Source organism: Actinomadura sp. K4S16, from assembly GCF_008327685.1.
GTDB lineage: Bacteria > Actinomycetota > Actinomycetes > Streptosporangiales > Streptosporangiaceae > Spirillospora.
This window is the reverse complement of record NZ_BDDE01000016.1, coordinates 97318-119565: the sequence shown is the minus strand read 5'-3', so window position 1 is coordinate 119565 and position 22248 is coordinate 97318. Positions and strand designations below refer to the sequence as shown.

Annotated in this window: 11 protein-coding genes; 5 read left to right on the top strand and 6 right to left on the bottom strand. The window is 73.4% G+C overall.

The window, feature by feature from the left end:
- Nucleotides 1–12 precede the first annotated feature (12 nt).
- Genes K4S16_RS24500 through K4S16_RS24480 form a run of 5 tightly spaced genes read right to left on the bottom strand, consistent with a single transcriptional unit; the run spans nucleotide 13 to nucleotide 15032 of the window.
- Nucleotides 13–792, bottom strand: a complete 780-nt coding sequence (locus tag K4S16_RS24500; RefSeq protein ID WP_149261376.1) for a thioesterase II family protein — start codon at nucleotides 790–792, stop codon at nucleotides 13–15.
- Nucleotides 789–1925, bottom strand: a complete 1137-nt coding sequence (locus K4S16_RS24495) for a Gfo/Idh/MocA family oxidoreductase (protein ID WP_235037050.1) — start codon at nucleotides 1923–1925, stop codon at nucleotides 789–791. Before K4S16_RS24495 ends, K4S16_RS24500 begins: the two co-directional genes overlap by 4 nt.
- A complete protein-coding gene (locus tag K4S16_RS24490) occupies nucleotides 1922–2956 on the bottom strand; it encodes a saccharopine dehydrogenase NADP-binding domain-containing protein (protein WP_149261375.1) in 1035 nt (344 codons plus the stop codon). Before K4S16_RS24490 ends, K4S16_RS24495 begins: the two co-directional genes overlap by 4 nt.
- Entirely contained in the window at nucleotides 2953–8403 is a 5451-nt protein-coding gene (locus tag K4S16_RS24485) for a non-ribosomal peptide synthetase (protein ID WP_149261374.1), read from the bottom strand. The genes K4S16_RS24490 and K4S16_RS24485 overlap by 4 nt, the downstream gene beginning before the upstream one ends.
- The gene (locus K4S16_RS24480) at nucleotides 8400–15032 is read right to left on the bottom strand and encodes a non-ribosomal peptide synthetase (RefSeq protein WP_235037049.1); all 6633 of its coding nucleotides are present in this window, start codon (nucleotides 15030–15032) and stop codon (nucleotides 8400–8402) included. Before K4S16_RS24480 ends, K4S16_RS24485 begins: the two co-directional genes overlap by 4 nt.
- 446 nt (nucleotides 15033–15478) lie before the next feature.
- On the opposite strand from K4S16_RS24480, the gene K4S16_RS24475 reads away from it, so the two are divergent.
- From K4S16_RS24475 to pabB, 5 genes are read left to right on the top strand one after another with little or no spacing between them, the layout of a single operon-like run.
- Nucleotides 15479–16195, top strand: coding sequence for a Phenylacetic acid catabolic protein (locus tag K4S16_RS24475; RefSeq protein ID WP_149261372.1), 717 nt, complete (start codon nucleotides 15479–15481; stop codon nucleotides 16193–16195).
- Nucleotides 16174–16758, top strand: a complete 585-nt coding sequence (locus K4S16_RS24470; RefSeq protein ID WP_149261371.1) for a hypothetical protein — start codon at nucleotides 16174–16176, stop codon at nucleotides 16756–16758. Before K4S16_RS24475 ends, K4S16_RS24470 begins: the two co-directional genes overlap by 22 nt.
- On the top strand, nucleotides 16751–18304 hold the full coding sequence (locus K4S16_RS24465) for a benzoate-CoA ligase family protein (protein ID WP_149261370.1): 1554 nt from the start codon (nucleotides 16751–16753) through the stop codon (nucleotides 18302–18304). The genes K4S16_RS24470 and K4S16_RS24465 overlap by 8 nt, the downstream gene beginning before the upstream one ends.
- A gap of 2 nt (nucleotides 18305–18306) precedes the next feature.
- A complete protein-coding gene (locus K4S16_RS24460; protein ID WP_149261369.1) occupies nucleotides 18307–19131 on the top strand; it encodes an aminotransferase class IV in 825 nt (274 codons plus the stop codon).
- Nucleotides 19119–21254: an aminodeoxychorismate synthase component I gene (pabB, locus tag K4S16_RS24455; RefSeq protein WP_149261368.1), complete on the top strand. Its 2136-nt coding sequence runs from the start codon at nucleotides 19119–19121 to the stop codon at nucleotides 21252–21254. Before K4S16_RS24460 ends, pabB begins: the two co-directional genes overlap by 13 nt.
- On the opposite strand, the gene K4S16_RS24450 is transcribed toward pabB, so the two are convergent.
- The gene (locus tag K4S16_RS24450) at nucleotides 21199–21933 is read right to left on the bottom strand and encodes a LuxR C-terminal-related transcriptional regulator (protein WP_149261367.1); all 735 of its coding nucleotides are present in this window, start codon (nucleotides 21931–21933) and stop codon (nucleotides 21199–21201) included. The two genes, pabB and K4S16_RS24450, sit on opposite strands and share 56 nt — an antisense overlap.
- Nucleotides 21934–22248: the final 315 nt, after the last annotated feature.

The window sequence follows — 22248 nt, the reverse complement described above, 5'->3', positions numbered from 1 at the left end:
CGTGGCGGGGCTTCAGGGGGTGGAGGGCCAGCGGCCGGGCAGGCCGCAGAAGAGCAGGATCTGCTCGACCAGTTCGTCCTCCTGCGGTACCAGGTAGAAGTGGTCGCCGGGGAAGACCCGGAGCTGGAACGGCCCCCGGGTGTGGTACTCCCAGCCGGCGGCCTCGTCCGGGTCGACCTCGGGGTCGGCGTCGGAGACGCACGCGCAGACCGGGGTGCGGATCGGGGCCGTGTCCGAGGGCCGGTAGGTCTCGATCAGGCGGTAGTCGGCGGCCAGCGTCGGCAGGATCAGGGCGCGCATCGCGGGGTCGTCCAGGACCTCGTCGCTGGTGCCGCCCAGCCTGCGCAGGTCCTCCAGCAGCGCCGGTTCGCCCCCGAGGTGGACGGCGGAAGGGCGCAGCCGGTCCGGAGCCGGGCGGCCGGAGACGATCAGCCCGGCCTGGGGCCGCCCGAGCGCGCTCTCCAGCCGTCTGGCCGTCTCGTGCGCCACGGCGGCGCCCATGCTGTGGCCGAACAGGGCCAGCGGCACCTCGCCCATGGACTCCAGGACCTCGGCCATCGGCTCGGTGAGCTCGTCGACGCCCTCGGCGTACGGTTCGCGCACCCGGTCCTGGCGGCCCGGGTACTGGACGCCGTACAGCTCGACGCCGACGGGCAGGCGCGCCCCCCACGTCCTGAAGAAGCCGGCGGCGCCGCCCGCGTGCGGGAAGCAGACCAGGCGCAGCCGGGGCACGTCCTGGACGCGCAGGGGACGCAGCCACCGCTCGCGCTGCCGGACGGTCGGGATGGTCATGCCGGTGATTCCTCCAGCTCCGTTCTCGCAGTGGCGATCAGCTCGTCGGCGGGCATCGGGCGGTGCGGCGGGCCGGAGAGGCGCTCGGGGAAGCCGAGGACGGAGGCCATCGCCTGCCAGGCCGAGCCGACGGACAGGTAGTACTGCCCCTCACGCATCGGATCGGTCCCGTCACTCACGGCCCTCCATGTACGCATCATCGCCCGGTGGGCGCCCTTCGGCCACAGGGTCGCGAGGATCTCCCGGTAGGTCGGGGGTGCGGCGGGGCCGATCGCGCTGGTGGTGGGCAGGTCGAGGCCGGGATCGGCCGCGGCGTCGAGCCGGGTCGTGCGCCTGGCCTCGGCGGGCAGGTGAGGGCGGGGCGACCACAGGACGGGGCCGTGGGTCTCGACCAGCGTGAGCGTGCCGCCGTCCGCGCCGATGGTGACGCGGTGCAGCAGGTGGGCGTGGTTGTCGGGGTCGGCGGGGTGCAGCTGGTTCTGCACGCGCAGCGTGAACGGGACGCCGGCCAGCGTGCCGTCGATGGTGCGGAACGGGCCGCGGCCCGTGGGAGCGGGCAGGTCGAAAGGGCGCAGGCCGCCGAGCGCCCGGCCGAGGATGTCGAACAGGTGGTAGGAGACCTGGACGCCGCAGGTGGCCTCGACGTACACCGGCCGCAGGGCGCGGGCGGCGGCGATGAAGCTCCGCACCGAAGGCAGGTGCACGTAGTGGGTGTTCACCTGGTAGACGACCCGGTTGCGGCGGGCGGCGCGCAGTGCGGTGGCCAGCTCGTCGCGCAGCAGCGGCCCCTCCTGCAGGACGTGGACGCCGCGGGCCATCAGCTCGGCCGCCACCGCGGTGCCGGGTCCCCCGTTGACCTCGCCGAGCAGCACGACGCAGGCCAGGTCGACGTCGCCGGGCACGTCTTCGACGCGGGTCCAGAGCGGGACGCCCGCCTCCTCCGCGCACGCCTGGGAGCGCGAGCCGCCCTTGGCGAGGATGCCGGCGAGCTCGAAGGCCGCGCCGGGCGCGCTGAGGGCGGCCAGGTGCACCCGGCCGAAACCGGTGCCGCACACCAGCACGCGCGGGCGCCGGCTCCCCGGCGCCCCGCGACCGGCGGCGTCCAGCGCGCCCGCATCGGCGCCCGTGCTCACAGGACCCCCTCCTCGACCGGCGCTTGCGACGGGAGGGCGACGTCCACGACCGGGTCTTCGCACAGGTCCTGGAGCACGCCGGACGGGTCCAGCACGTCGGACGCGTCATGGGCGCCCGGGGGCACCCGGCCCGCTGCCGCCGCCCGCGTGGCGGTCGCCGCGAGCGCGGCGGTCAGCTCGTAGCTGTCGGCGCCGCGGACGATCAGAACCCTGCCGTCCAGGTCGAAGACGAGCTGGAAGTACGGCCGGCGGCCGAGGGCGTCGAGGCCGGCCGCGAGTTCGAGGTCCTCGGCGGCCCGCGCCGGCTCCTTGCCGCCTGCTCCGGACAGCGCCTGCAGGGTCCGGTCGCCGTCGAAGACCCCCCACCATTCGATCTCGGCCAGCTCCAGCGCGCGGGCCAGCCGCTCGGTCTCCCGGCTCAGGTAGGGGTAGACGCTGACGCGGCCGGGGAAGTGCGGCAGGGCGACGCGTTCGGCGGGACGCAGGGCGCCGCGGATCGGCTGGTGGCCGCGCCAGGCCGCCAGGGGGGTCGCGTGCTCGCCGTCCAGGGAGGCGATGTAGTCGAGCGCGGCGGCCCTGGTGAAGCGGTCGAGGCCGCCGACGTGGGCGACCAGCCGGGCGGGCCGGTCGGCGCCTTCGGCCAGCGCGCGGGGCAGCAGCGCGGACAGGCCGGGCATCATCCCCGCCGCCAGCACCGCCGCGCGGTCTCCGGCGAGCGCCGCCAGGCGGGGGCGGTCGAGCTGCTCTCCGGCCACGTCCACGTAGTGGGCCCCGGCCTTCAGCGCGGCCCGTGCCACGGTGTCGCCGATGCGGGCCGAGGGACCCGCGCAGTTCACCACGACGTCGCAGCCGGCGCAGAACCCCGCCAGCCGGGAGGCGTCGGCGATGTCCACCTCGACGGCCTCGTCACCGGGCCGGGCGGCTTCCCGCGTGCGGGCCGCGTCCCTGCCGCCCAGGCGCAGCGGTTCCGGCAGGCGGCGCACCAGCGCGCGGCCCACGGCGCCGTAGCATCCGATCACGCCGACGGTCATGGCCGCTCCCACCTCCGGGTCAGCATGGCGGCGGCCTCTTCCACGTGCGGGGGCTGGAGGCAGCTGAAGTGGTCGCCGGGGATGTCGGCGACCCTCAGCTCGCCCAGGCACAGCTCGCGCCAGAAGCCGGTCATGTCGTCGCGCAGCCACGGCAGGAAGCGGGTGTCGCCGAGCTGGCGCAGGAAGGTGATGTCCCCGGCGTACGGCTCCGGCTCGTGGGCGCCGACCGCGAGCAGGCTGTGCCGTACCACCTGGTAGAAGGTGGCTACGTGCCGTTCGATGTCGGCGTCCGAGCCGGCGTGGCGGCCCGCGGCGCGGCCGATGGCGGCCAGCCGCTCGTCCTGCGGGCGGGCGGCCTGGGCGCGGAAGGCCTCGGCGGTGGGCGCCAGCCCGCCGGTGAGCGCGGTGACGCGCCCGGCGGGCACCCGGTCCGGGTCCTCGCGGAGCAGCAGTTCGAAGACCTCGGACATGGCCTCCTCGTCGCCGGGGTATCCCGCCTCGGCGGGATCGGCGCCCATGACCTTGGCGAAGACGTACTCCACGACCAGTTCGTCCTCGATGATCCGCGGCATCGTGTAGCTGCTGACCACGGTGAGGCTGCTGACGTCGGCGCCCGCCTCGGTCAGCTGCCTGGCGATCTCCGTGGCCAGCAGGCCCCCCATGCAGTAGCCGACCACGTGGAAGGCGCCGGCGCCGGTGTCGAGCAGCGCGCGGGCGTACCGGGCGGCGCGGCGCTCGATCAGGCCGTGCGGATCCTCCGCGAGGTAGGACTCAACGTCGGTGACCGCGAGTCCGGCCAGCGGACCGCCCTTGCCCGCCAGCAGCCGGGACAGGGCGCGGTAGGGCGCGAGCGTGCCGCTGCCCTCGTGGACGAGCACGGTCAGCGGCCCGTCGCCGGGGAGCTCGCCCCCGAGCGGGACCAGCGGGGAGCTCTCCGCGCGGCGGTCGCCCTCGTCCCGGTCGCCGTCCCTGCGCAGCTCCTCGGCGAGCGCGGCCACCGTCGGCCGGTGCAGGATCTGGCGGACCAGGTCGTCCCAGTGCGCCCGCGCCGCGGCCGGCACGCGCTCGCGCAGGGTGGCGGCCAGCTTGGCGACCACGAGCGAGTCGCCGCCGAGGTCGAAGAAGTCGTCGTCGCGGTTGACCTCGGCCACGTCGAGCACCTCGGCCCAGGTGGCGGCCAGCTCCCGTTCGAGGTCGTCGCGGGGCGGCCCGCCCGCAGATGCGCGGCGGGCGGCGGCGCGCGGCAGCCAGGAGCGCAGCGTGGCCGTGTCCACCTTGCCGTTGCGGGTCAGCGGCAGCTCGTCGACGATCTGCAGATGCGCCGGGATCATGTACTCGGGGAGCCGCCCGGCCAGATGCCCCGCCAGCGCGGTGACGTCCAGCGGGTGCCGGTCCGTCTTGAAGCGGGCGGCGAAGACGTGCTGCCCGAGCGGATCGGTCACGTCCCCCGGTCCGGGCAGGCAGACGGTCGTGCCGGCGCCCGCCTCGCGCAGCAGCTCCAGCCACTGCCCGCGGCCGAGGAAGGTCTGGTCGAGGCCCTTGCGCGAGTCCTCGTAGTCCCACTTGCGCGGGTCCTTCTCCGGCATCATGAACTCCATCGAGGTCATGATCTGGAGGCTGTCCTTGGTGGTCTCGACGAAGACCAGCCAGCCGCCCGGCCGCAGCATCCGAACGAGCCTGCCGAGCACCCGTCCCGCGTGGCGGGAGTTGTGCAGCACGTTGACGCAGAGGATGACGTCGAAGTCGTTGGGCTTGTACCCCTGCTCGCGGAAGTCCTCGTTGATGTCGAACAGCCCGTAGCGCACCCAGGGGCGGTCGCCGAAGCGCTTGCGGGCCTCGTTGAGGAAGAAGGGCGAGACGTCGGTGAACAGGTAGTCGACGTCGTGCTCCGCCAGCGCCGGGATCATCTGCGCGCTGATGCCGCCGACGCCCGCGCCGACCTCCAGCAGCCGCAGTCCGCCGTCGTGCCGTCCGGCGATGCGGTGCATCATCTCGATGGCGGCGTGGTTGACGTAGCGGCTGATGATGTTCTCCCGGTACGCGGCCTCGGAGATCTCCAGGCGCCCTTCCGGGAAGAGCAGCGGCAGCGGGTCCATTTCGTCGCGGACGAGCTCCGGCAGATGGTCGGTGCTGGTCCGGAAGTAGGAGATCAGGGCCTCGGGATAGCTGTCCTCGCGTTGCAGCTCCGCGACCGCCTGCCAGGCGGCGTCGAGGTCGTGCCCGGTGGCGGTGCGCACGGCGCGGCGCGCGTCCCCGTCCCGCTCCAGGAAGCCCTCGTCCTCGAGGACGCGCAGCCAGCGGCGCACGAGCCGGTGGTGCCGTGGCGCGGCCCCGATGGCCTCGATGACCTGCTCCGTGGTCGCGGTGTCTCCGGGACGCTCGAACAGGCCGTGGCGCGTGAGGGCGCGCATGATGCCGACGACCGCCGCCCTGTCCAGCCGGGCCATGAACTCCATGAGTTCTTCGCGGTCGATGTGCGCGGTCTGCATGTCCCCGGCCCCGGAACCCGCGGTGCGGAGCTCCTCCGCCGGAGCCTCCGGTATCCGCGGCGACGGGGTGCGGGCCGGCTCGGCGAAGGCGGCGAGGCGGCGCTCCATCCCGTCGCCGTCCACCAGCACGTGGGCGGCGGCGACCGCGGGATGTTCCTGGACGGCCGCCTCGACCTCCGCGAGCTCGATGCGGTGTCCGCGGATCTTGACCTGCCGGTCCTCGCGGCCGAGGAACTCGATCAGCCCGTCCTCGCGGTAGCGCCCGAGGTCGCCGGTGCGGTAGAGGCGCTCGCCCGTCTCCGGATGCCGGACGAACCGCTGCCGCGTCTTCTCCTCGTCGCCCAGGTACCCCAGCGCCACTCCGGCGCCGCCGATGTAGAGCTCGCCCGCCACCCAGTCCGGGCACGGCCGCATCGCGTGGTCCAGGACATGGAAGGTCTGGTTGGCCAGGGGCTTGCCGTACGGGACGCTCGTCCAGTCCGGCGCGAGGTCGCCGATCGGGTGGTGGATCGACCAGATCGAGGCCTCGGTCGCGCCGCCGAGGCTGACCAGTTCGAGTCCGGGCAGGCGGGCCTGCACGGCCGGGGGCAGCGTGATCGGGATCCAGTCGCCGCTGAGCAGGGCCAGCCTCAGCGCGGGCAGGCCGGTGGGGTTCGCGGCCAGGTAGTGCTCCAGCATCTGGAGCTGCGCGGGGACGGAGTTCCACAGCGTGACGCCGTGGTCGGCGATCAGCCGGGCCCAGCGGCCGGGGTCGCCGCGGCCCTCGGGGCTCGGCAGCACCAGGGCGCCGCCCACGGCGAGGGGGCCGAAGACGTCGTAGACCGAGAGGTCGAAACCGAGGCTCGCCAGTCCGAGGACGCGGTCGTCCGCGGTGACCGAGAAGCGGCGGTTGATGTCGGCCACCGTGTTGAGCGCCGCCTCGTGGGAGATCATCACGCCCTTGGGGTCGCCGGTGGATCCCGAGGTGTAGATGACGTAGGCGAGATCGCCGGGACGGGCGCGGCCGGGGGGCGCGGGGGCGGCGGAGGGCGGCGTCGTGTCGACGTCCACGCAGCGCATCCCGGGCGGGCGCTCCGTGATCCGGGACTGGGTCAGCACCGTGGTCACCCCGGCGTCGGCGAGGATGCGGTCGCGCCGGGCGGGCGGCTGCCCGGCGTCCACGGGCAGGTAGGCGCGGCCGGCCAGCAGCGTGCCGAGCACGGCGGCGACCTGCTCCCAGCCCTTCTGCATGAGCACGGCCACGGGCGCGTCGCCCGCCCCCGCCAGGCTCTCGGCCACGGCCGTGGCCCGCGCGAGCAGCTCGCCGTAGGTGAGCGTGCGCTCCTCGGTGATGACGGCGGGCGCGTCCGGTGTGGCCGCCGCCTGCGCCACGACGGGTTCGTGGAGCAGCCCGGCGGGACGGGGCGCCGCGGTGGCGTTGGCGCGGTCGCGCCGCTCGGCCTGCGCGGCGGGCAGCCGGACCGGTGAGGCCGACTCCCAGGCGGCGTCGGAGGCGGCCAGGTCGAGCAGCAGCGCGCGCAGGGCGCCGAACAGGTCCTCGATCAGGCCGTCGGGGAAGACGCCGTCGCGCACGTCGGCCCTGACCTCCAGGACGCCGCCCTCGACCAGTGCCTGGCAGTCGATCCACACCTGGGGCGTCTGGCTCCTGCCGTACACCACCTCGGCCAGGCCGTCCATGCCCTCGTTCTCGTCGCTGAGCCCGACGGTGCTGGTGAAGACGACCGGTACCAGGGCGGCCTGCCGGCCCCGGCGGCGGGCGATCTCGCGCATCAGCTCCACGCCGGAGTAGAGCCGGTGGTCCAGGTCGTCCCAGAGCCGCTGCTGGAGGGCGCCGGCGCGGGCGGCGAAGGAGTCGCCGGCCGCGCCGTCCACCTCCAGGAGGCTGACGGTGGTGAAGTCGCCGACGAGGGAGCCCACCTGCGGGTGGAGAGGCTGGCGGTTGAGCAGCGTGAGGTTGAGGCAGAAAGCCGGCTGGCGGCTCCAGCGGCCGACGGTCTCGGCGAAGGCGGCGAGCACGGCCGTCGAGGGGGTGACCCCGTGCGCCGCCGCGCGCTCGCGCAGCCCGCGCCACCGCTCGGGGTCGAAGCGGACCTCGTGGCGGGTGAAGGAGCCGGTCGCCTGGACCTCGCGGTCCTCCCGCAGCGGCAGTTCGGGCGCGCCGGGCAGCTCGTCCAGCCGGTCCTCCCAGTAGGCCCGGTCGCGCTCGTAGGCGGCGCCGTCGCGCAGGCCGCGGGCAGCTGCCACGTAGTCGCGGAAGGTGATCTCCAGCGGCGGCAGCTCGGCGGCCGGGTCGAGATACAGGCGCTTCAGCTCGGTGAGCAGCAGCTGGATGCTCAGGTAGTCGGCGATGAGGAAGTCGATGGAGACGTGGAGCAGGTCGCGGTCGCCGGTCCGGGTGATCCGGACGTCGAACAGCGGCCAGGCGGCGGGGTCGTAGACGCGGCTGTCCATGGCAGCCCTGGTGGCGGTCACATGCGCGTCGACCTCGGCGGCGGAGCAGCCGCGGAGGTCCGCGACCTCGACGCGGTACGGGGGCGCTTCCGGAGCGGTGACCTGGTAACCCTCCAGGTGGAAGGTGCAGCGCAGCATGTCGTGCCGCTCGACGAGCCGGTTCCAGGCGTCCTCCATCCGGCGCGGGTCCAGGTCCGCGAAGGCCAGCTCCGCGTAGACCTGGCAAGCCGTGCCGCCGTAGTCGAAGGCGTCCCCCCGGCCGAGCAGGTAGGCGGCCTGCACGTCGGTGAGCGGGAACGGCTCATGTCGGGCGGCCGGGTCCGGCTCCAACTCGGGCGCGGCCGGGCGGCTCAGGTACTCCAGCAGTTCGTCCTTGCGGGCGGCCAGCAGCGCGCGCCGCTCGTCGGTGAGGACGCCCTGGGGAGCGCGGAACCGCAGCCGGCCCGCCTCCTCCCACAGGTGCACGCCCTCCCGGGCCAGTTCGGCGATGAGCTGACCAGCGGTCATATCGTGCCCTCCTCGAAGGCTCCCTCGTCGCGATGCTGTTCGATCAAGGCCGCGTGCTCGGCGATGGTCGGCCCGGCGAACAGCGTCCGCAGCGGGAGCTCGACGCCGAACTCGATCCTGATCTCCTCGGCCAGGCGGGTGGCGAGGACGCTGTCGCCGCCGAGGATCACGAAGTTCTGGTGCCGGCCCACCTCCGGGACGTCGAGCAGCGCCTGCCAGACCCGGGCGAGGGCCTCCTCGACGGGGCCGGCGGGCGGAGCGTCCTGGGCCTGGCCGCTCCCGTGCTCCTCGGCCAGCCGGGCGAGCGCGCCGCGGTCGACCTTGCCGTTGGCGGTGAGCGGGAAGGCGGCGAGCTGGATGATCTGGTCGGGGATCATGTAGGGCGGAAGGTGCTCCCCCAGCCGGTCGTGCAGCTCGTCGGGGTCGAGGCCGTCACCGTCCGGGCCGCCTGCCGGGACGATCAGCGCGGCGAGCCTGCGGGCCGCGCTCCCGACCGTGGTGGCCACCGCCCGCTCGACCTTGGGATGGGCCAGCAGCGCCGCCTCGATCTCGCCCAGCTCGATCCGGTGGCCCCGCACCTTGACCTGGTGGTCCACCCGGCCCAGGAACTCCAGCGTGCCGTCCGGCCAGTAGCGCCCCATGTCACCGGTGCGGTACCAGCGGACGCCGTCCTGCGCGACGAACTTGGCCTTGGTGGTCTCCGGGTCGCCGCGGTAGCCCTCGGCCACGCCCGCGCCGCCGATCCACAACTCCCCCGGGCCCCAGTCGGGGCAGTCGCGGCCCAGCGGGTCGACGACCCGGAAGCACTGGTTGGCCAGCGGTCGGCCGTAGGGAACCGACACCCATTCCGGCGGCACCTCCGCCGGTACGGGGCAGTAGTTCGACCAGATCGCCGCCTCGGTCGCCCCGCCCAGCGCGACCAGCCGGCACTCCGGTGCCGCCTGCGCCAGCCTTGCCGACAGGTCGAGGGGAACCCAGTCGCCCGACACCATCGCCAACCGCAGCGAGGCCAGGTGACCGTGCTCGGCGACCAGCAGCATGTCCAGCAGCGCCGGGACGGTGTTCCACACGGTCACCCCGTGTTCGGCCACCAGCCGCGCCCACTGGGCGGCGTCGCGGCGCTCGTCCTCTGTCACCATCACCAGCGACCCACCGGCCGACAGCAGCCCGAAGACGTCCCACACCGACAGGTCGAAATCGAGCGCCGACACCGCCAGCACACGGTCGTCCTCACCGACGCCGAAGCGGGTGTTGACGTCCAGGACCGTGTTCAGGGCGGCGCGGTGGGAGACCTCCACTCCCTTGGGTTCACCCGTGGAGCCCGATGTGAAGATCACGTATGCGCTCGCGTCCGGGTCCACCTCGACCGGAGCCGCCAGCGGCTCGCCCTCGGGAAGCTCGGTCAGCAGCAGGCGGGCGTCCGCGCGCCGCATGATCTGTTCACGCCGCGCCGGCGGCTGGTCCACACCGATCGGCACGTACAGCGCCCCGGCCGCCAGTATCCCCAGCACCGCCGCCACCTGATCAGGCCCCTTGGGCAGGGACACCGCCACCGCGTCGCCCGCGCCCACCCCGCGCTCGCGCAGGAAACCCGCCACCCGCAACGCCCGTCCGGCCAGGTCGCCGTAGGAGATGCCGGGCCGGATCGCCGGGCGAGCCGGGTCTCGGCGGGCCAGCTCGAAGAAGCGGCCGTGCAGCGTGCCGTCGGGCAGCGGGGCCGCGGTGTCATTGGCCGCCGCCCGCACCGCCAGCTGCGACGCCGGCACCAGGGGCGGGGCGGGCGCCTCCCAGTCGTGCTCCAGCAGCCACTCGAACAGGCGGCCGTAACCGTCGGCCATGCCGTCCAGCACGCCCGGCGGGAAGAGCTCCTCGACCGCGTCCCAGTTGACCAGCAGGCCGCCGTCCACCTCGACCACCTGGTGGTCGATCCACACCTGCGGCGTCTGCGAGACGCCCCATACCGGGTCGGCGAAGAGGGTGTCGGCCAGCGCGCCGTCCTCCCCCGTCACGCCGAGCGTGCTGGTGAACACGACCGGCATCGTGACGTCGGCCGAGCCGGTGCTCTTGGCGAGTTCGCGCATCACCCACAGCGCGGACGCCTCGCTGTGCTCAAGGTCGCGCGCCACCCGGCGCTGGAGCCGGCGGGCGCTCTCCAGCCAGGTATCCCCCGGCTCGTAGGCGACCAGCAGCAGCGAGGTGAAGTCGCCGAGGACGGCGTCGATGTCGGGGTGGACGCGGCGCCGGTCGAAGAGCGTGAGGTTGATCGTCATGTCGCGGCGGGCGCTCCACGCACCGAGCACCTCGGCGAACGCCGTGGCCAGGACGGTCGAGAGGGTGAGGCCGTGCCGCCGGGCCGTGTCCTTGACGGCCTGCCACTGCTCGGCCGGAACGCGGATCTGGCGCCGGGTGAAGCGCGGGCGGCCCAGCGATTCCGGGTCCCTGGCCAGGGGCAGCTGCGGCGCGGGCGGCAGCTCGGCGACCCGGGCCGACCAGTACTCCTCGGCGCGCCGAAGCGCCTGGGCCTCGGGCTTGACCGTGAGCACGTAGTCCCGGAAGGACAGCCCGATCTCCGGCAGCCCGGCGTCCGGGTCGCGGTAGAGGGTGTCCAGTTCGTCCAGAAGGGTCATGATGCTGAGCGCGTCCAGGACGATGTTGTCGAAGCTGACGCCGAGGCGGGTGCGGCCCTCCCCGTACCGGACGGCCCGCACATCGAACAGCGGCCACCGGGTCGCGTCGATGAGCTGGTGCGACATGGATTCGCGCAGCTCGGTGAGGGCCCGCTCGCCGTCCCCGCCGCCGGCCTCGGTGACGGGGACGGTCAGCGCCGGCACCGCCGGCAGGATCCGCTGGGTGCCGTCGGGCAGGAACACCGCGCGGAGCATCTCGTGCCGTTCGATGAGCCGGTTCCATGCGGCGGTGAGGCGCTCCAGGTCCAGATCGTCGAAGTCGTACTCGGTGTAGAAGTGGCAGCCGACGCCCCCGAGGGAGAAGTCGTCGGTGCGTCCGAACCAGTAGGCGCGCTGCACGTCGGTGGGCGGGAACGGCTCGTGTCGCCGTTCCGGGTCGGCGCGCAGGGGGGACGGTGCGGAGACCTCGCTCTCGTCCCCCAGCCGCACGGTCCGGGAGAACGCGGCGAGCTCGGGGTGGTCGAAGAGGTTCGTCAGCTCGGCACCGGCCACGCCGGCCGCCTGGAGGCGGGTGATGAGGCGGGTGGCCAGCAGACTGTCGCCGCCCAGGGTGAAGAAGTTCTGGTCGCGGCCGACGGCGCGCAGCTCGAGCAGCTCGGCCCAGATCTCCGCCACGGCGGTCTCCACCCCCGGGCGGGGCGGATCGAACCGCTCGGCACGCTCGGCGAGATGCTCGGTGAGGATGTCCCGGACGGCGCCGCGGTCGATCTTGCCGTTGAGGCTGAGGGGCAGGCGGGCGGCCCGGGTGAGCTGTTCGGGGATCATGTAGGGCGGAAGGTGCTCGGCCAGATGGTCGTGCAGGTCGGCGGGGTCGAGGTCGTGGTCGAGGTCCCCCGCGGGGACGACCAGGGCGGCGAGCCTGCGGGTGGCACCGCCGATCGTGGTGGCCACGGCCCGTTCCACCTTGGGATGGGCCAGCAGCGCCGTTTCGATCTCGCCCAGCTCGATGCGGTGCCCGCGGACCTTGACCTGGTGGTCCACCCGGCCCAGGAACTCCAGCGTCCCGTCCGGCCAGTAGCGCCCCATGTCACCGGTGCGATACCACCGCAACCCCTCGTGCGCGACGAACTTGGCCTTGGTGGTCTCCGGGTCGCCGCGGTAGCCCTCGGCCACGCCCGCGCCGCCGATCCACAACTCCCCCGGAGCCCAGTCCGGGCAGTCGCGGCCCATCTGGTCCACGACACGGAAGCACTGGTTGGCCAGCGGACGCCCGTAGGGAACCGACGCCCACTCCGCCGGAACCTCCGCCGGTACGGGGCAGTAGTTCGACCAGATCGCCGCCTCGGTCGCCCCGCCCAGCGCGACCAGCCGGCACTCCGGTGCCGCCTGCGCCAGCCTTGCCGACATGTCCAGCGGTACCCAGTCGCCCGAGACCATCGCCAACCGCAGCGATCCCAAATGACCGTGCTCGGCGACCAGCAGCATGTCCAGCAGCGCCGGGACGGTGTTCCACACCGTCACCCCGTGCTCGGCCACCAGCCGCGCCCACCGCGCCGCGTCGCGCCGCTCGTCCTCGGACACCATCACCAGCGACCCGCCAGCCGACAGCAACCCGAAGACGTCCCACACCGACAGGTCGAAATCGAGCGCCGACACCGCCAGCACACGGTCGTCCTCACCGACACCGAAACGCGCGTTGACGTCCAGCACCGTGTTCAACGCCGCACGGTGGCAGACCTCCACCCCCTTCGGCTCGCCCGTCGAGCCCGACGTGAAGATCACATACGCGCTCGACCCCGGATCGACCTCGACCGGAGCCGCCAGCGGTTCGCCCTCCGGCAGCTCGGTCAGCAGCACGCGCGCACCGGCACGCTCCATGATCTGTTCACGCCGCGCCGGCGGCTGGTCCACACCGATCGGCACGTACAGCGCCCCGGCCGCCAGCACCCCCAGCACCACCGCGACCTGATCAGCCCCCTTGGGCAGGGACACCGCCACCGCGTCGCCCGCGCCCACCCCGCGCTCACGCAGGCAACCCGCCACCCGCAACGCCCGATCGGCCAACTCCCCATAGGAGACGTCCGGGCAGATCGCCACGCGCGACGGATCACGGTGCGCCCGCTCGAAGAAGCCGCCGTGCAGCATGCCCTCGGGAACCGGCGCCGCCGTGTCGTTGACCGCCGCCCGCACCGCCGACTGCGACGCCGGCACCAGCGACGGAGCGACCGCATCCCAGTCGTGCTTCAGCAGCCACTCCATCAGGCGGCCGTAACCATCGGCCATGCCGTCCAGCACGCCCGCCGGGAACAGCTCCTCGACCGCGTCCCAGTTGACCAGCAGGCCGCCGTCCACCTCGACCACCTGGTGGTCGATCCACACCTGCGGCGTCTGGGACAGCATCGAGCCGAGGCGGCCGAGGCTCCGCTGCACGTCCGCGCCCACGAGGTCGCCCATTCCCAGGGCGCTGGTGAAGACCACCGGCGCGGTCACCTGGTCGTGCGGGCCGCCCCGGTTGAGATCGCGCAGGACTTCGACGCCGGAGTAGGCCGAGTGCGCCACGTCGCGCTGGAAGCGCGCCTGGAGCGTCGCCACCCGTTCGGCGAACGTCTGCGAACGCGACAGGTCCACCTCGAGCAGGATGAGGTTGGAGAAGTCGGCGACCATGCGCTCCACGTCCGGATGGATCGCCTGCCGGTCGAAGAGCGGGACGTTGAGGACGAAGCGCGGCGCGCCGCTCCAGGCGCCGACGACCTCGGCCAGCGCGGCGGCCATGACCATGGGCAGCGTGACGCCGTGCGCGCGGGCGCGCTCGGCCAGCCGCCCCTTCTCCTCGGCGGTGATCCGGCGGTCGCGGCGCACCACCCGGACCCGCTCCACCCTCTCCGGACCGACGGCCAGCGGGAGCGGCGGGCCAGGGGGCAGCTCGGGCAGGCGGTCGGCCCAGTAGCGGCGGTCCGCCTCGTGCTCCTCGGCCCGCAGCAGCTCCCGTTGGGCAAGGTAGTCGGGGAAGGAGTAGGTCAGCGGCGGCAGCTCGGCGTCCTCGCCGCGGTAGAGGGCGGCCAGGTCCTCCAGGACGATCTGGATGCTGCGCACGTCCGCGACCAGCAGGTCGATGTTGACGTGCAGGCGGTGGGCGCCGTCCGGCAGCAGTGAGAGCGCCAGGTCGAGCACCTCGCCGCGCTCGACCTCCAGTCGCCGGTGCGACAGCCGTTCGCGCAGTCCGAGCAGGACCTCGTCGGCCTCTTCCGCCGTGCGCAGGTCGTGGACCGTCAGGCCCGGCCAAGGGCTGCTCGGCAGGATCTGCTGGGTGCCGTCGTCGAGGAACCGGGCGCGCAGCAGCTCGTGCCGCTCGAACAGGGCGCGGGCGGCCCTCTCCAGGGCGTCGCGGTCGATGTCCCGGCCGTCGAACTCGATGTAGAAGTGGCAGCCGACGCCGCCGAGCACCTGGCGGTCGCGGCGGCCGAACCAGTAGGCGTGCTGGAGCGGGGTGAGACCGAAGGGGGCGCCGCGGTCGACCGGTTCGGCCGCGGCGGGCGGCGGCGCGGCGGTTCCCGACCGGAGCAGAGCATGCCATGACGCGACCGTCGGGGACTCCACGAGGTCGGCGAACCTGACATTCAGCCCCTGGCGCTGCCAGTCGTTGGCGAGCTGCATGATGCGGATGGAGTCGAGGCCCTGAGCGATGAGGTCCTCGCCATGCCCGAGATCCTCGGGACGGACGCCGAGCAGGTCGGCCGCGGCACAGGCGACCTCCTCCAGGGCGGGAGCCTGCGGCGAGGGGACGGCGGGGCTCGCGAGCGCGCTCCCGGCCCCGGGGGCGGGATCCGGCGCGGCGTCCAGAGGGACGGGCGGAGCGGCCAGCGTGTCGGTGGTCCGGAGCGGCAGCAGCCCGCGCCGGTAGCGCGTCACGAGCTCCGCCTCGTCGCCCGCCAGCGATCCCGGGTCGACGGTGGCCACCGTCTCCACGACCGCGCCGCACGCGTCGATGACGGCGCTTCGCACCTGCCTGGCCGAGGGTCCGGCGCCCGGCGCCGATTCCACCACTACGGTCAGGCCTCCGCCGTGAACGGTCTGAAAGGCGCGGCAGGGCGATCCGGTCAGCTCGCGAACGGCCGTTTCGACATCGTCGGACGAAAGCAGCCGGCCTTGCACGGACACGCAGGGGGAACGCATCGCCGTTTCCGTCATAACGCCCAACACTGGCATATCCCTAAAGACCTGACGAATCCCGGACTTTTATTTCAGGTGTCCCAAGTAGCCGTTCGACTGTTAGGCTTGCCTTACCTAACTGCCCGAACGGGAAAGGTTGATCAGCGGGAACGCGCCAACGGTGCCCGGACGACGCGCCGCCCCAGTTCGGCTACTGCTCTTTCGAGGTGCCCATCCGGGCACTTGCCTCCGCTCCGACCCCTCCATAGCTTCCGTCGATGACGTCCGGAAGGAGGGGCATGCCGCCGGCACTCACTCGGGAAGCCCAGGACGCCGCGGAGGCGCACGCGCTCGGCGACGAGTACGTCGCGGCGCTCGGAAAGATCATCAACAGCCATGTGCGAAATGAGGCGACCGGGGCGGCGGTGTTCGATGAGCCGTCCATTTCCCTGGCTCCCACTCCGCGCGAGAAGTGGCTCGCCTGCAGAATGGCCATGGAGGAGTACGGTCACCATTTAAAGTTCAACAAGCTCGCGAACGAGCTGGGGCTGGAGGACGCCGGGGACCGTCCGCCGCTCTCGGTCTTCGACTACCAGGTGGGGTCGTGGGCCGGATACGTGATGACCAAGGCGATCGTGGATCTCGCCGAGGTCGTCCTGATGGAGGACCTCTGCGAGTGCTCGTACCTGCCGCTGCGCCGGCTCTGCCGGTCGCTGATGCCGGAGGAGCGCTTCCACGTCCGGTTCGGGACCACGAGCGCCAAGCGGCTGGCCGCCGACCCGGACGCCCGCGAGGAGGTCCGCTCCTCGGCGCACCGCCTCATCGCGATGACCCTGCCCTTCTTCGGCCGCAGCGAGTCCCGGAACAACGAGGTCTTCCGCAGGTGGGGCATCAAACGGCTGACCAACGACGAGGCGCGGGCGGAGTTCGTCCGCCGCACACGGGCGCTGCTGTGCGACGACCTCGGACTGGACTACCCGGAGGTGCCGACGCGATGGCCCGGTACTACGAACTGAGCGCCCCGCCCGAGGGGCTGGCCCGCGACCTCGGCCCCGGCGGCGAGCGCGTCGCCGCGCTGCTCGACGGCGTGTCCGAGCACCTCCGGGGAGACGGTGCGAACATTCCGCGGCGGGACAAGGACCAGCTCCCGGTGGCGGTGGCGGGCGAGCCCGTGCGGGTCGTGGACGACGTCCCCGCGCCCCTCCTCGACCGGGTGGACGGCGGCTGGCTGGCCCGGCTGGAGCGCCGCCGGCACGACGCCCGGCGAAGGCTCCTCGACGCCGGCCGCGAGGACCGGCTGGACCTGGCCGAGCACGTGGCGATGCTGGTCGCCACCCCGCGGCTGCGGCCCGCCGATCCCGGCGACGCCGACGCGCTGGCGATGTCCGGTGCGGTCCTCTGGCTCCTCGGCACCCTGGTCGCCGACGCGCTGACCGGCGACCGCGACGACGCGCTCGCCGAGCTGGTCGCCCGCGGCTGGTGGCCGGTGGGTCCCGTGGACGGCGCCTTCCTCGTCGCCCCCCTCGACCTGCCGAGCCGCCCCCGCGCAGCCGTGCCAGAAAGGTCCCGCCATGCCTGAGGTCCCGCCCAGCCGCACCGCCGTGCAGGCGCCGACCGCCCCGGAGCGAGGTGGGCGGACGACCGCCGGGCCCGCGCCCGCGAACTACGCGGCGCACCTGGCCGCCAAGGCTCTGCGGGAGGGCTGGGGGCAGCGCCCCGCCTTCCACACCCCGGAACGTTCCTGGACGCATGGCGAGGTGCACGCCCTCGCCGCCTCCGCCGCTTCGGTCCTCGCCGGCCAAGGCGTCCGCCCGGGCGACAGGATCCTCATCGCGATGGGCGACGGCATCGCATGGGTGACGGCGTTCCTCGGGGCCGCGAGGCTCGGCGCGGTGGCGGTCCCGGTCAACCCCGACCTGATCCCCGAAGAGCACGCCTTCATGGCCGACGACTGCCGGGCCCGCCTCGTGGTGGCGGACGAGCGCCTCATCGACCGCTTCGACCGCCGCGCCGCCCTGACGGGCGAGCGCCTGATGCGGCTGGCCGCGAGCGCCCCCTCCGGGCCGGCCGCCGAGGTCACCGGCGACACGCCGCTGTACGCCCAGTACACCTCCGGCACGACCGGCACCCCCAAGGCGGCGCTGCACCGCCACGCCGACCCGCTGCTCTACCAGCGGGCCGCGGGCGACGGCGTGGTGGGCGTCCGACCCGACGATGTGACGCTGTCGATATCGAAGCTGTTCTTTGCCTACGGCCTGGGGAACGCGCTGGTCTTCCCGCTGTTCTCCGGCTCCTCCGCGGTGCTGCTGCCGCATCGGCCCGCGCCGGCGGAGATCGCCGAGGCCGTGGCCCGGCACGGTGTGACGCTCCTGTACGGCGTGCCGTCCGCGTACGCCAACATGGCGGCCGAATGCCCGCCCGCGGCGTTCTCCTCGGTACGGCTCGCGGTCTCGGCCGGCGAGTCCCTGTCCACAGCCCTCGGCGCCAGGACCCGCGAGCTGCTCGGCGCCCCGGTGCTGGACCAGCTCGGCTCCACCGAGGTCGGCCACGCCTTCTGCTCCAACACCGCTTGGCGGAACGAGCCCGGCACCATCGGCCGCCCCCTGCCCGGATACGAGATCGTGCTGCGCGACGAGAGCGGCGCCCCCGTCGCGCAGGGCCGCGGAGAGATATGGGTGCGGGGCGCCTCGGTCATGGCCGAGTACCTGGGCCGCCCCGAGCAGACCTCCCTGGCACTGCGCGGCGGCTGGCTGCGCACCGGGGACCTGGCGGAACACGTGGACGGCGGCGCGCTGAAGCACTGCGGCCGCAACGACGACATGGAGATGGTGGGCGGCATCACCGTCTCCCCCCTGGAGATCGAGCGCGTGCTGGCCGAGCACCCGGCGGTGTCCGAGGTGGCGGTGGCGGTCATCGCCGACGAGCACGGCGCACGCAAGCTGCGCGCCTTCGTGGTGCCCGGCCGGGAAGCGGACCCGGCCGAACTGGAGAACGAGCTGATCGCCTTGGCGAGGCGCCGGCTGGCCGCTTACAAGGTGCCGCGCAGCGTGGAGCTACGTCCGAGACTGCCGCGTACCCCGACCGGGAAGCTGCGCCGCTTCGCGGTGCGCGAGGGAAGGTGGTGACCATGCCGGACTCCCGCCTGGTGTGGAGCGAGCGGTCCGGCCTGACGCCCGCGGCCGACCGGCGGCCGGACGAGCCCGCCGTCGTCGACTCCTGGCTGGTGGCCGAGGGACGGGTCCGCGACCTGCCGCTGCACGGGCAGCGGTTCCTGCGCGCCTGCGCCGACCTGGTGCCCGAACTTCCGCCCGCCACCGTCCACCGCTTCCTGGAAGCGGTGCGGCTCTGGCTGCCGCCGCGCGGCCGCTGGTTCCCCAGGATCGAGGCGTACGGCGGCCCCGAGCCCCGGCTGGCCCTCTGGGCCAGAACCGCGCCCGCCTCCGGCGCCGGGGAGGTCAGGCTATGGATCCCGCCGGATCCGGATCCCCGCACGCGGCCCGCGGTCAAGGGCCCTGACCTGCGCGTCCTGGCCGCGCTGCGCGAGCGGGCCAAGGCGGTCGGCGCCGACGACGCCGTGCTCTACGAGAGCGGGGGCACGGTACTGGAGACCGCCCACAGCGCACTGGTGTGGTGGCGCGGCGACGAGCTGTGCGTGCCCGACGCCGGGCTCACCGTGCTCCCGTCGGTCACCAGGACGCATCTGGAGCGGCTGGCCGAGTGCTGGCGGTTCGCCGTCCGGCAGGAGAAGGCCGATCTCTCCGAGCTGCCGGGGCTGGAGACCTGGACCCTCAACGCACTGCACGGTCTTCGTCCGGTGCGCGCCTGGATCGGCGCCGACGGCCGCCCGGCGCCCGCCAAGGTCACGGCGCGGGCGGCGGACTGGCGGCGGGCCGTACGGCACCGCGCCGTGCTGCCCGCCTTCAACCTCTGGGAACTGCCGTGCGCACACTGATCGTCGACAACTACGACTCCTACACCTACAACCTGTTCCAGCTCGCCGCCCAGACCTACGGGGTCGAGCCGGTGGTGATGCCCAACGACGACCCCGGCTGGGCCGAGCTGGATCCGAGCCGCTTCGACGCCCTCATCATCTCCCCCGGCCCCGGACGCCCGCAGCAGCGGCGCGACATCGGCATCACGCTCGACCTGATCCGCGAATCCGGGCTGCCCACGCTGGGCGTCTGCCTCGGCCACCAGGCGCTGGCCTGGCTGTCGAAGGCCGACGTGGTGCCCGCGCCCGCACCCGTCCACGGCCACGTGGAGGAGATCAGGCACTGCGGACGCGACCTGTTCCGCGGTCTGCCCCAGCGCTTCCAGGCCGTGCGGTACCACTCGCTGTGCGTGGCCACCCCCGCGCCCGAGGACCTGGAGATCACCGCATGGGCCGCGGACTCGGTCGTGATGGGCCTGCGGCACCGGCGGATGCCCTGGTGGGGCGTGCAGTTCCACCCGGAGTCGGTCTCCACCGAGTACGGGCCGAAGCTGATGTCCAACTTCCGCGACCTCGCCATGGAGTACAACGGGACGGCGAGGCCGGGGGGCGCCGCCGCCCTCGCTCCGCGACCGCCGGAGGAGCCGCGCTGGGCGCTGGAGGCCGAGCGCGTCTTCGGCGTCTCCGAGGCAGAGGACGTCTTCGCCGAGCTGTTCGCGGACGAGCCGTACTCCTTCTGGCTGGACAGCAGCCGGGTCGAGCCCGGCCTGTCCCGCTTCTCCTTCCTGGGCGACGCGGGCGGACCGCACGGCGAGGTCCTGTGCTGCGCACCGGGATCCGACAGCGTGCTGGTACGGGCCGGCGGCGCTGAGTCCGCGGTCCGCGCCTCGGTCTTCGACGTGCTCGACGCCCGTATCGCGGCGCGGGCCGTCCCGAGCGATCCGGCGCTTCCGTTCGACCTGAACGGCGGCTACGTCGGCTACCTCGGCTACGAACTGAAGCGCGACTGCGGCGCCCCCGCGACGCAGGTCTCGTCCTCGCCCGACGCCGTCTGGATGTCGGCGAGCCGGTTCGTCGCGATCGACCACGAGGCCGGGGAGACCTGGGCGCTCGCGCTGACCGACGGCGGGCGCGGGAGCCGCGCCGCGGCGCGGGCGTGGGTCGCCAGGGCGGCCGACGTCTGCCGCAGGCGGAGGGAGAGGGCGCGGCCGGTCCCCCGGCCGAGCGTGGAGTTCGATCCGGAGCCGTGGCTCGTCCGGCCGCGAGCGCGCTACCTGGCGGACATCGAGGAGTGCCTGCGGCTGCTGCGCGCCGGGGAGAGCTACGAGATCTGCCTGACCGACACGGCGGAGATCCCCTTCGACGGCTCGCCCTACGACCTGTACCTGGCCCAGCGGCGGCTCAACCCCGCTCCCTATGCCGCGTACCTGCGCATGGGCGAGATGCACGCCCTGTGCTCCTCCCCCGAGCGCTTCCTGAAGGTCGACAGGGACGGGGTGGCCGAGTCCAAGCCGATCAAGGGCACCGCGCCGCGCGCCCCCGAACCGCACGTGGACGCGGCCCTGCGCGACGAGCTGGCCTCCTCCGGCAAGACCAGGGCGGAGAACCTCATGATCGTCGACCTTCTCCGCAACGACCTGGGGCGCATCAGCGACATCGGCACCGTGCGGGTGCCGCGCTTCATGGCGGTGGAGTCCTACGAGACCGTGCACCAGCTCGTCTCGACCGTGCGCGGCCGCCTGCACGACGGGGTGACCGCCGTGCAGGCGGCGAGGACGTGCTTCCCCGGCGGATCGATGACCGGAGCCCCGAAGCTGCGCACCATGGAGATCATCGACCGGCTGGAGGGGCGGGCGCGCGGCCTCTACTCCGGCGCCATCGGCTTCTTCGGCCTGGACGGCACCGCCGACCTCAACATCGTCATCCGGACCGTGGTCGCGCACCCGGGCCGCCTGTCGGTGGGCGCGGGCGGCGCCATCGTGCTGGACTCCGATCCCGAGTCCGAGTACGAGGAGATGCTGCTCAAAGCGCGCGCCCCGCTGCGCGGTCTGGCCGCCCTGGCCCGCGGGGCCGGGGAGCGGCCCCTGCTCACCGGCGGCGGGCCCGCCGCGAGGTCCCGGGGACCCGAACCAGTCCGCGACTGAGCGCGACGGCGGCCGCCAGCGTCCTGTTCGAGCAGTTGAGCTTGGCCAGGATGTTGGCCACGTGCCGCTTGGCGCCGTGCTCGGAGATGCCGAGGCGGCGCGCGATCTGCTTGTTGCTCAGCCCCTCGACCATCAGGGCCAGCGCCTCCATCTCGCGATCCGTCAGTGTGGCGGGCTCGCCGTCCCCGCGCGCGGGAGGCGCCGCGGCCGGTTCGGGCTCGGCGGGTTCGAGGGGCCCGACCTCGGCGAGGAGCCTGCGCGCCACCGGATGCGGAATCGGCACCAGCCCGCTCTCCAGGTCCCCCAGCGCGTTCACCAGCGCCTCGCGGGTCAGCGTCGGCTCCAGCAGGTAGCCGTCGGCGGGCACGCTCGCCACCTGGGCGAGCGCCTCCGCGGTGGCGGCCCTCAACATCAGCAGGACGCGCACGCCGAAGCCGACGGCCGTGCTCGCGAGCTTCTCCGCCTGCCGGGGCTCGTCGCCGTGGTTCAGGACCAGCAGCGTGGGCCGGCCCGAGTGCAGCAGCTCCATGCTGTGGTCGAAGCTGCCGCTGGCGACCACGTCATCCAACATGTCCAGCTCGCGCAGCATGGCGCCCACTCCGCACCGGACCACCTCGCTCCCCAGGGAGACCAGGGCGACGCGGGAGCCGTTCCGTCCTGCCTGCCGATTCGAAGTCATCAGAACCCGTCGTCGATCAGGGGAGCCATGACCGTAACTCCATTTATGCCCCCGCCGCAAACCACTCTCTATATCGTAATACCCAAGATAAAGACCTCCATGCAGCCAAAAATGTGGACCACTCGGCGCCGTCGGCAGAACGAATGGCGCCTTTAATTGAAATTACAACCATGCACGTCGGAGGCGTCTCCATATTCGCGGAGCCTCCGGCTCGGAGACCGCATCGCACCGCGCCACGCGCGGGCCCTGCATGCAAGCCTCAAGACCGTCCCGCGTGTTCGCTCATCGTTTACTCGCAGGACGCGAAACACGTCA

Bases quoted from the DNA above. Each gene is read 5' to 3' on its own strand.
- K4S16_RS24500 (WP_149261376.1), bottom strand. From the start codon at position 792: ATGACCATCCCGACCGTCCGGCAGCGCGAGCGGTGGCTGCGTCCCCTG.
- K4S16_RS24490 (WP_149261375.1), bottom strand. From the start codon at position 2,956: ATGACCGTCGGCGTGATCGGATGCTACGGCGCCGTGGGCCGCGCGCTG.
- K4S16_RS24485 (WP_149261374.1), bottom strand. From the start codon at position 8,403: ATGACCGCTGGTCAGCTCATCGCCGAACTGGCCCGGGAGGGCGTGCAC.
- K4S16_RS24475 (WP_149261372.1), top strand. From the start codon at position 15,479: ATGCCGCCGGCACTCACTCGGGAAGCCCAGGACGCCGCGGAGGCGCAC.
- K4S16_RS24470 (WP_149261371.1), top strand. From the start codon at position 16,174: ATGGCCCGGTACTACGAACTGAGCGCCCCGCCCGAGGGGCTGGCCCGC.
- K4S16_RS24465 (WP_149261370.1), top strand. From the start codon at position 16,751: ATGCCTGAGGTCCCGCCCAGCCGCACCGCCGTGCAGGCGCCGACCGCC.
- K4S16_RS24460 (WP_149261369.1), top strand. From the start codon at position 18,307: ATGCCGGACTCCCGCCTGGTGTGGAGCGAGCGGTCCGGCCTGACGCCC.
- K4S16_RS24450 (WP_149261367.1), bottom strand. From the start codon at position 21,933: ATGACTTCGAATCGGCAGGCAGGACGGAACGGCTCCCGCGTCGCCCTG.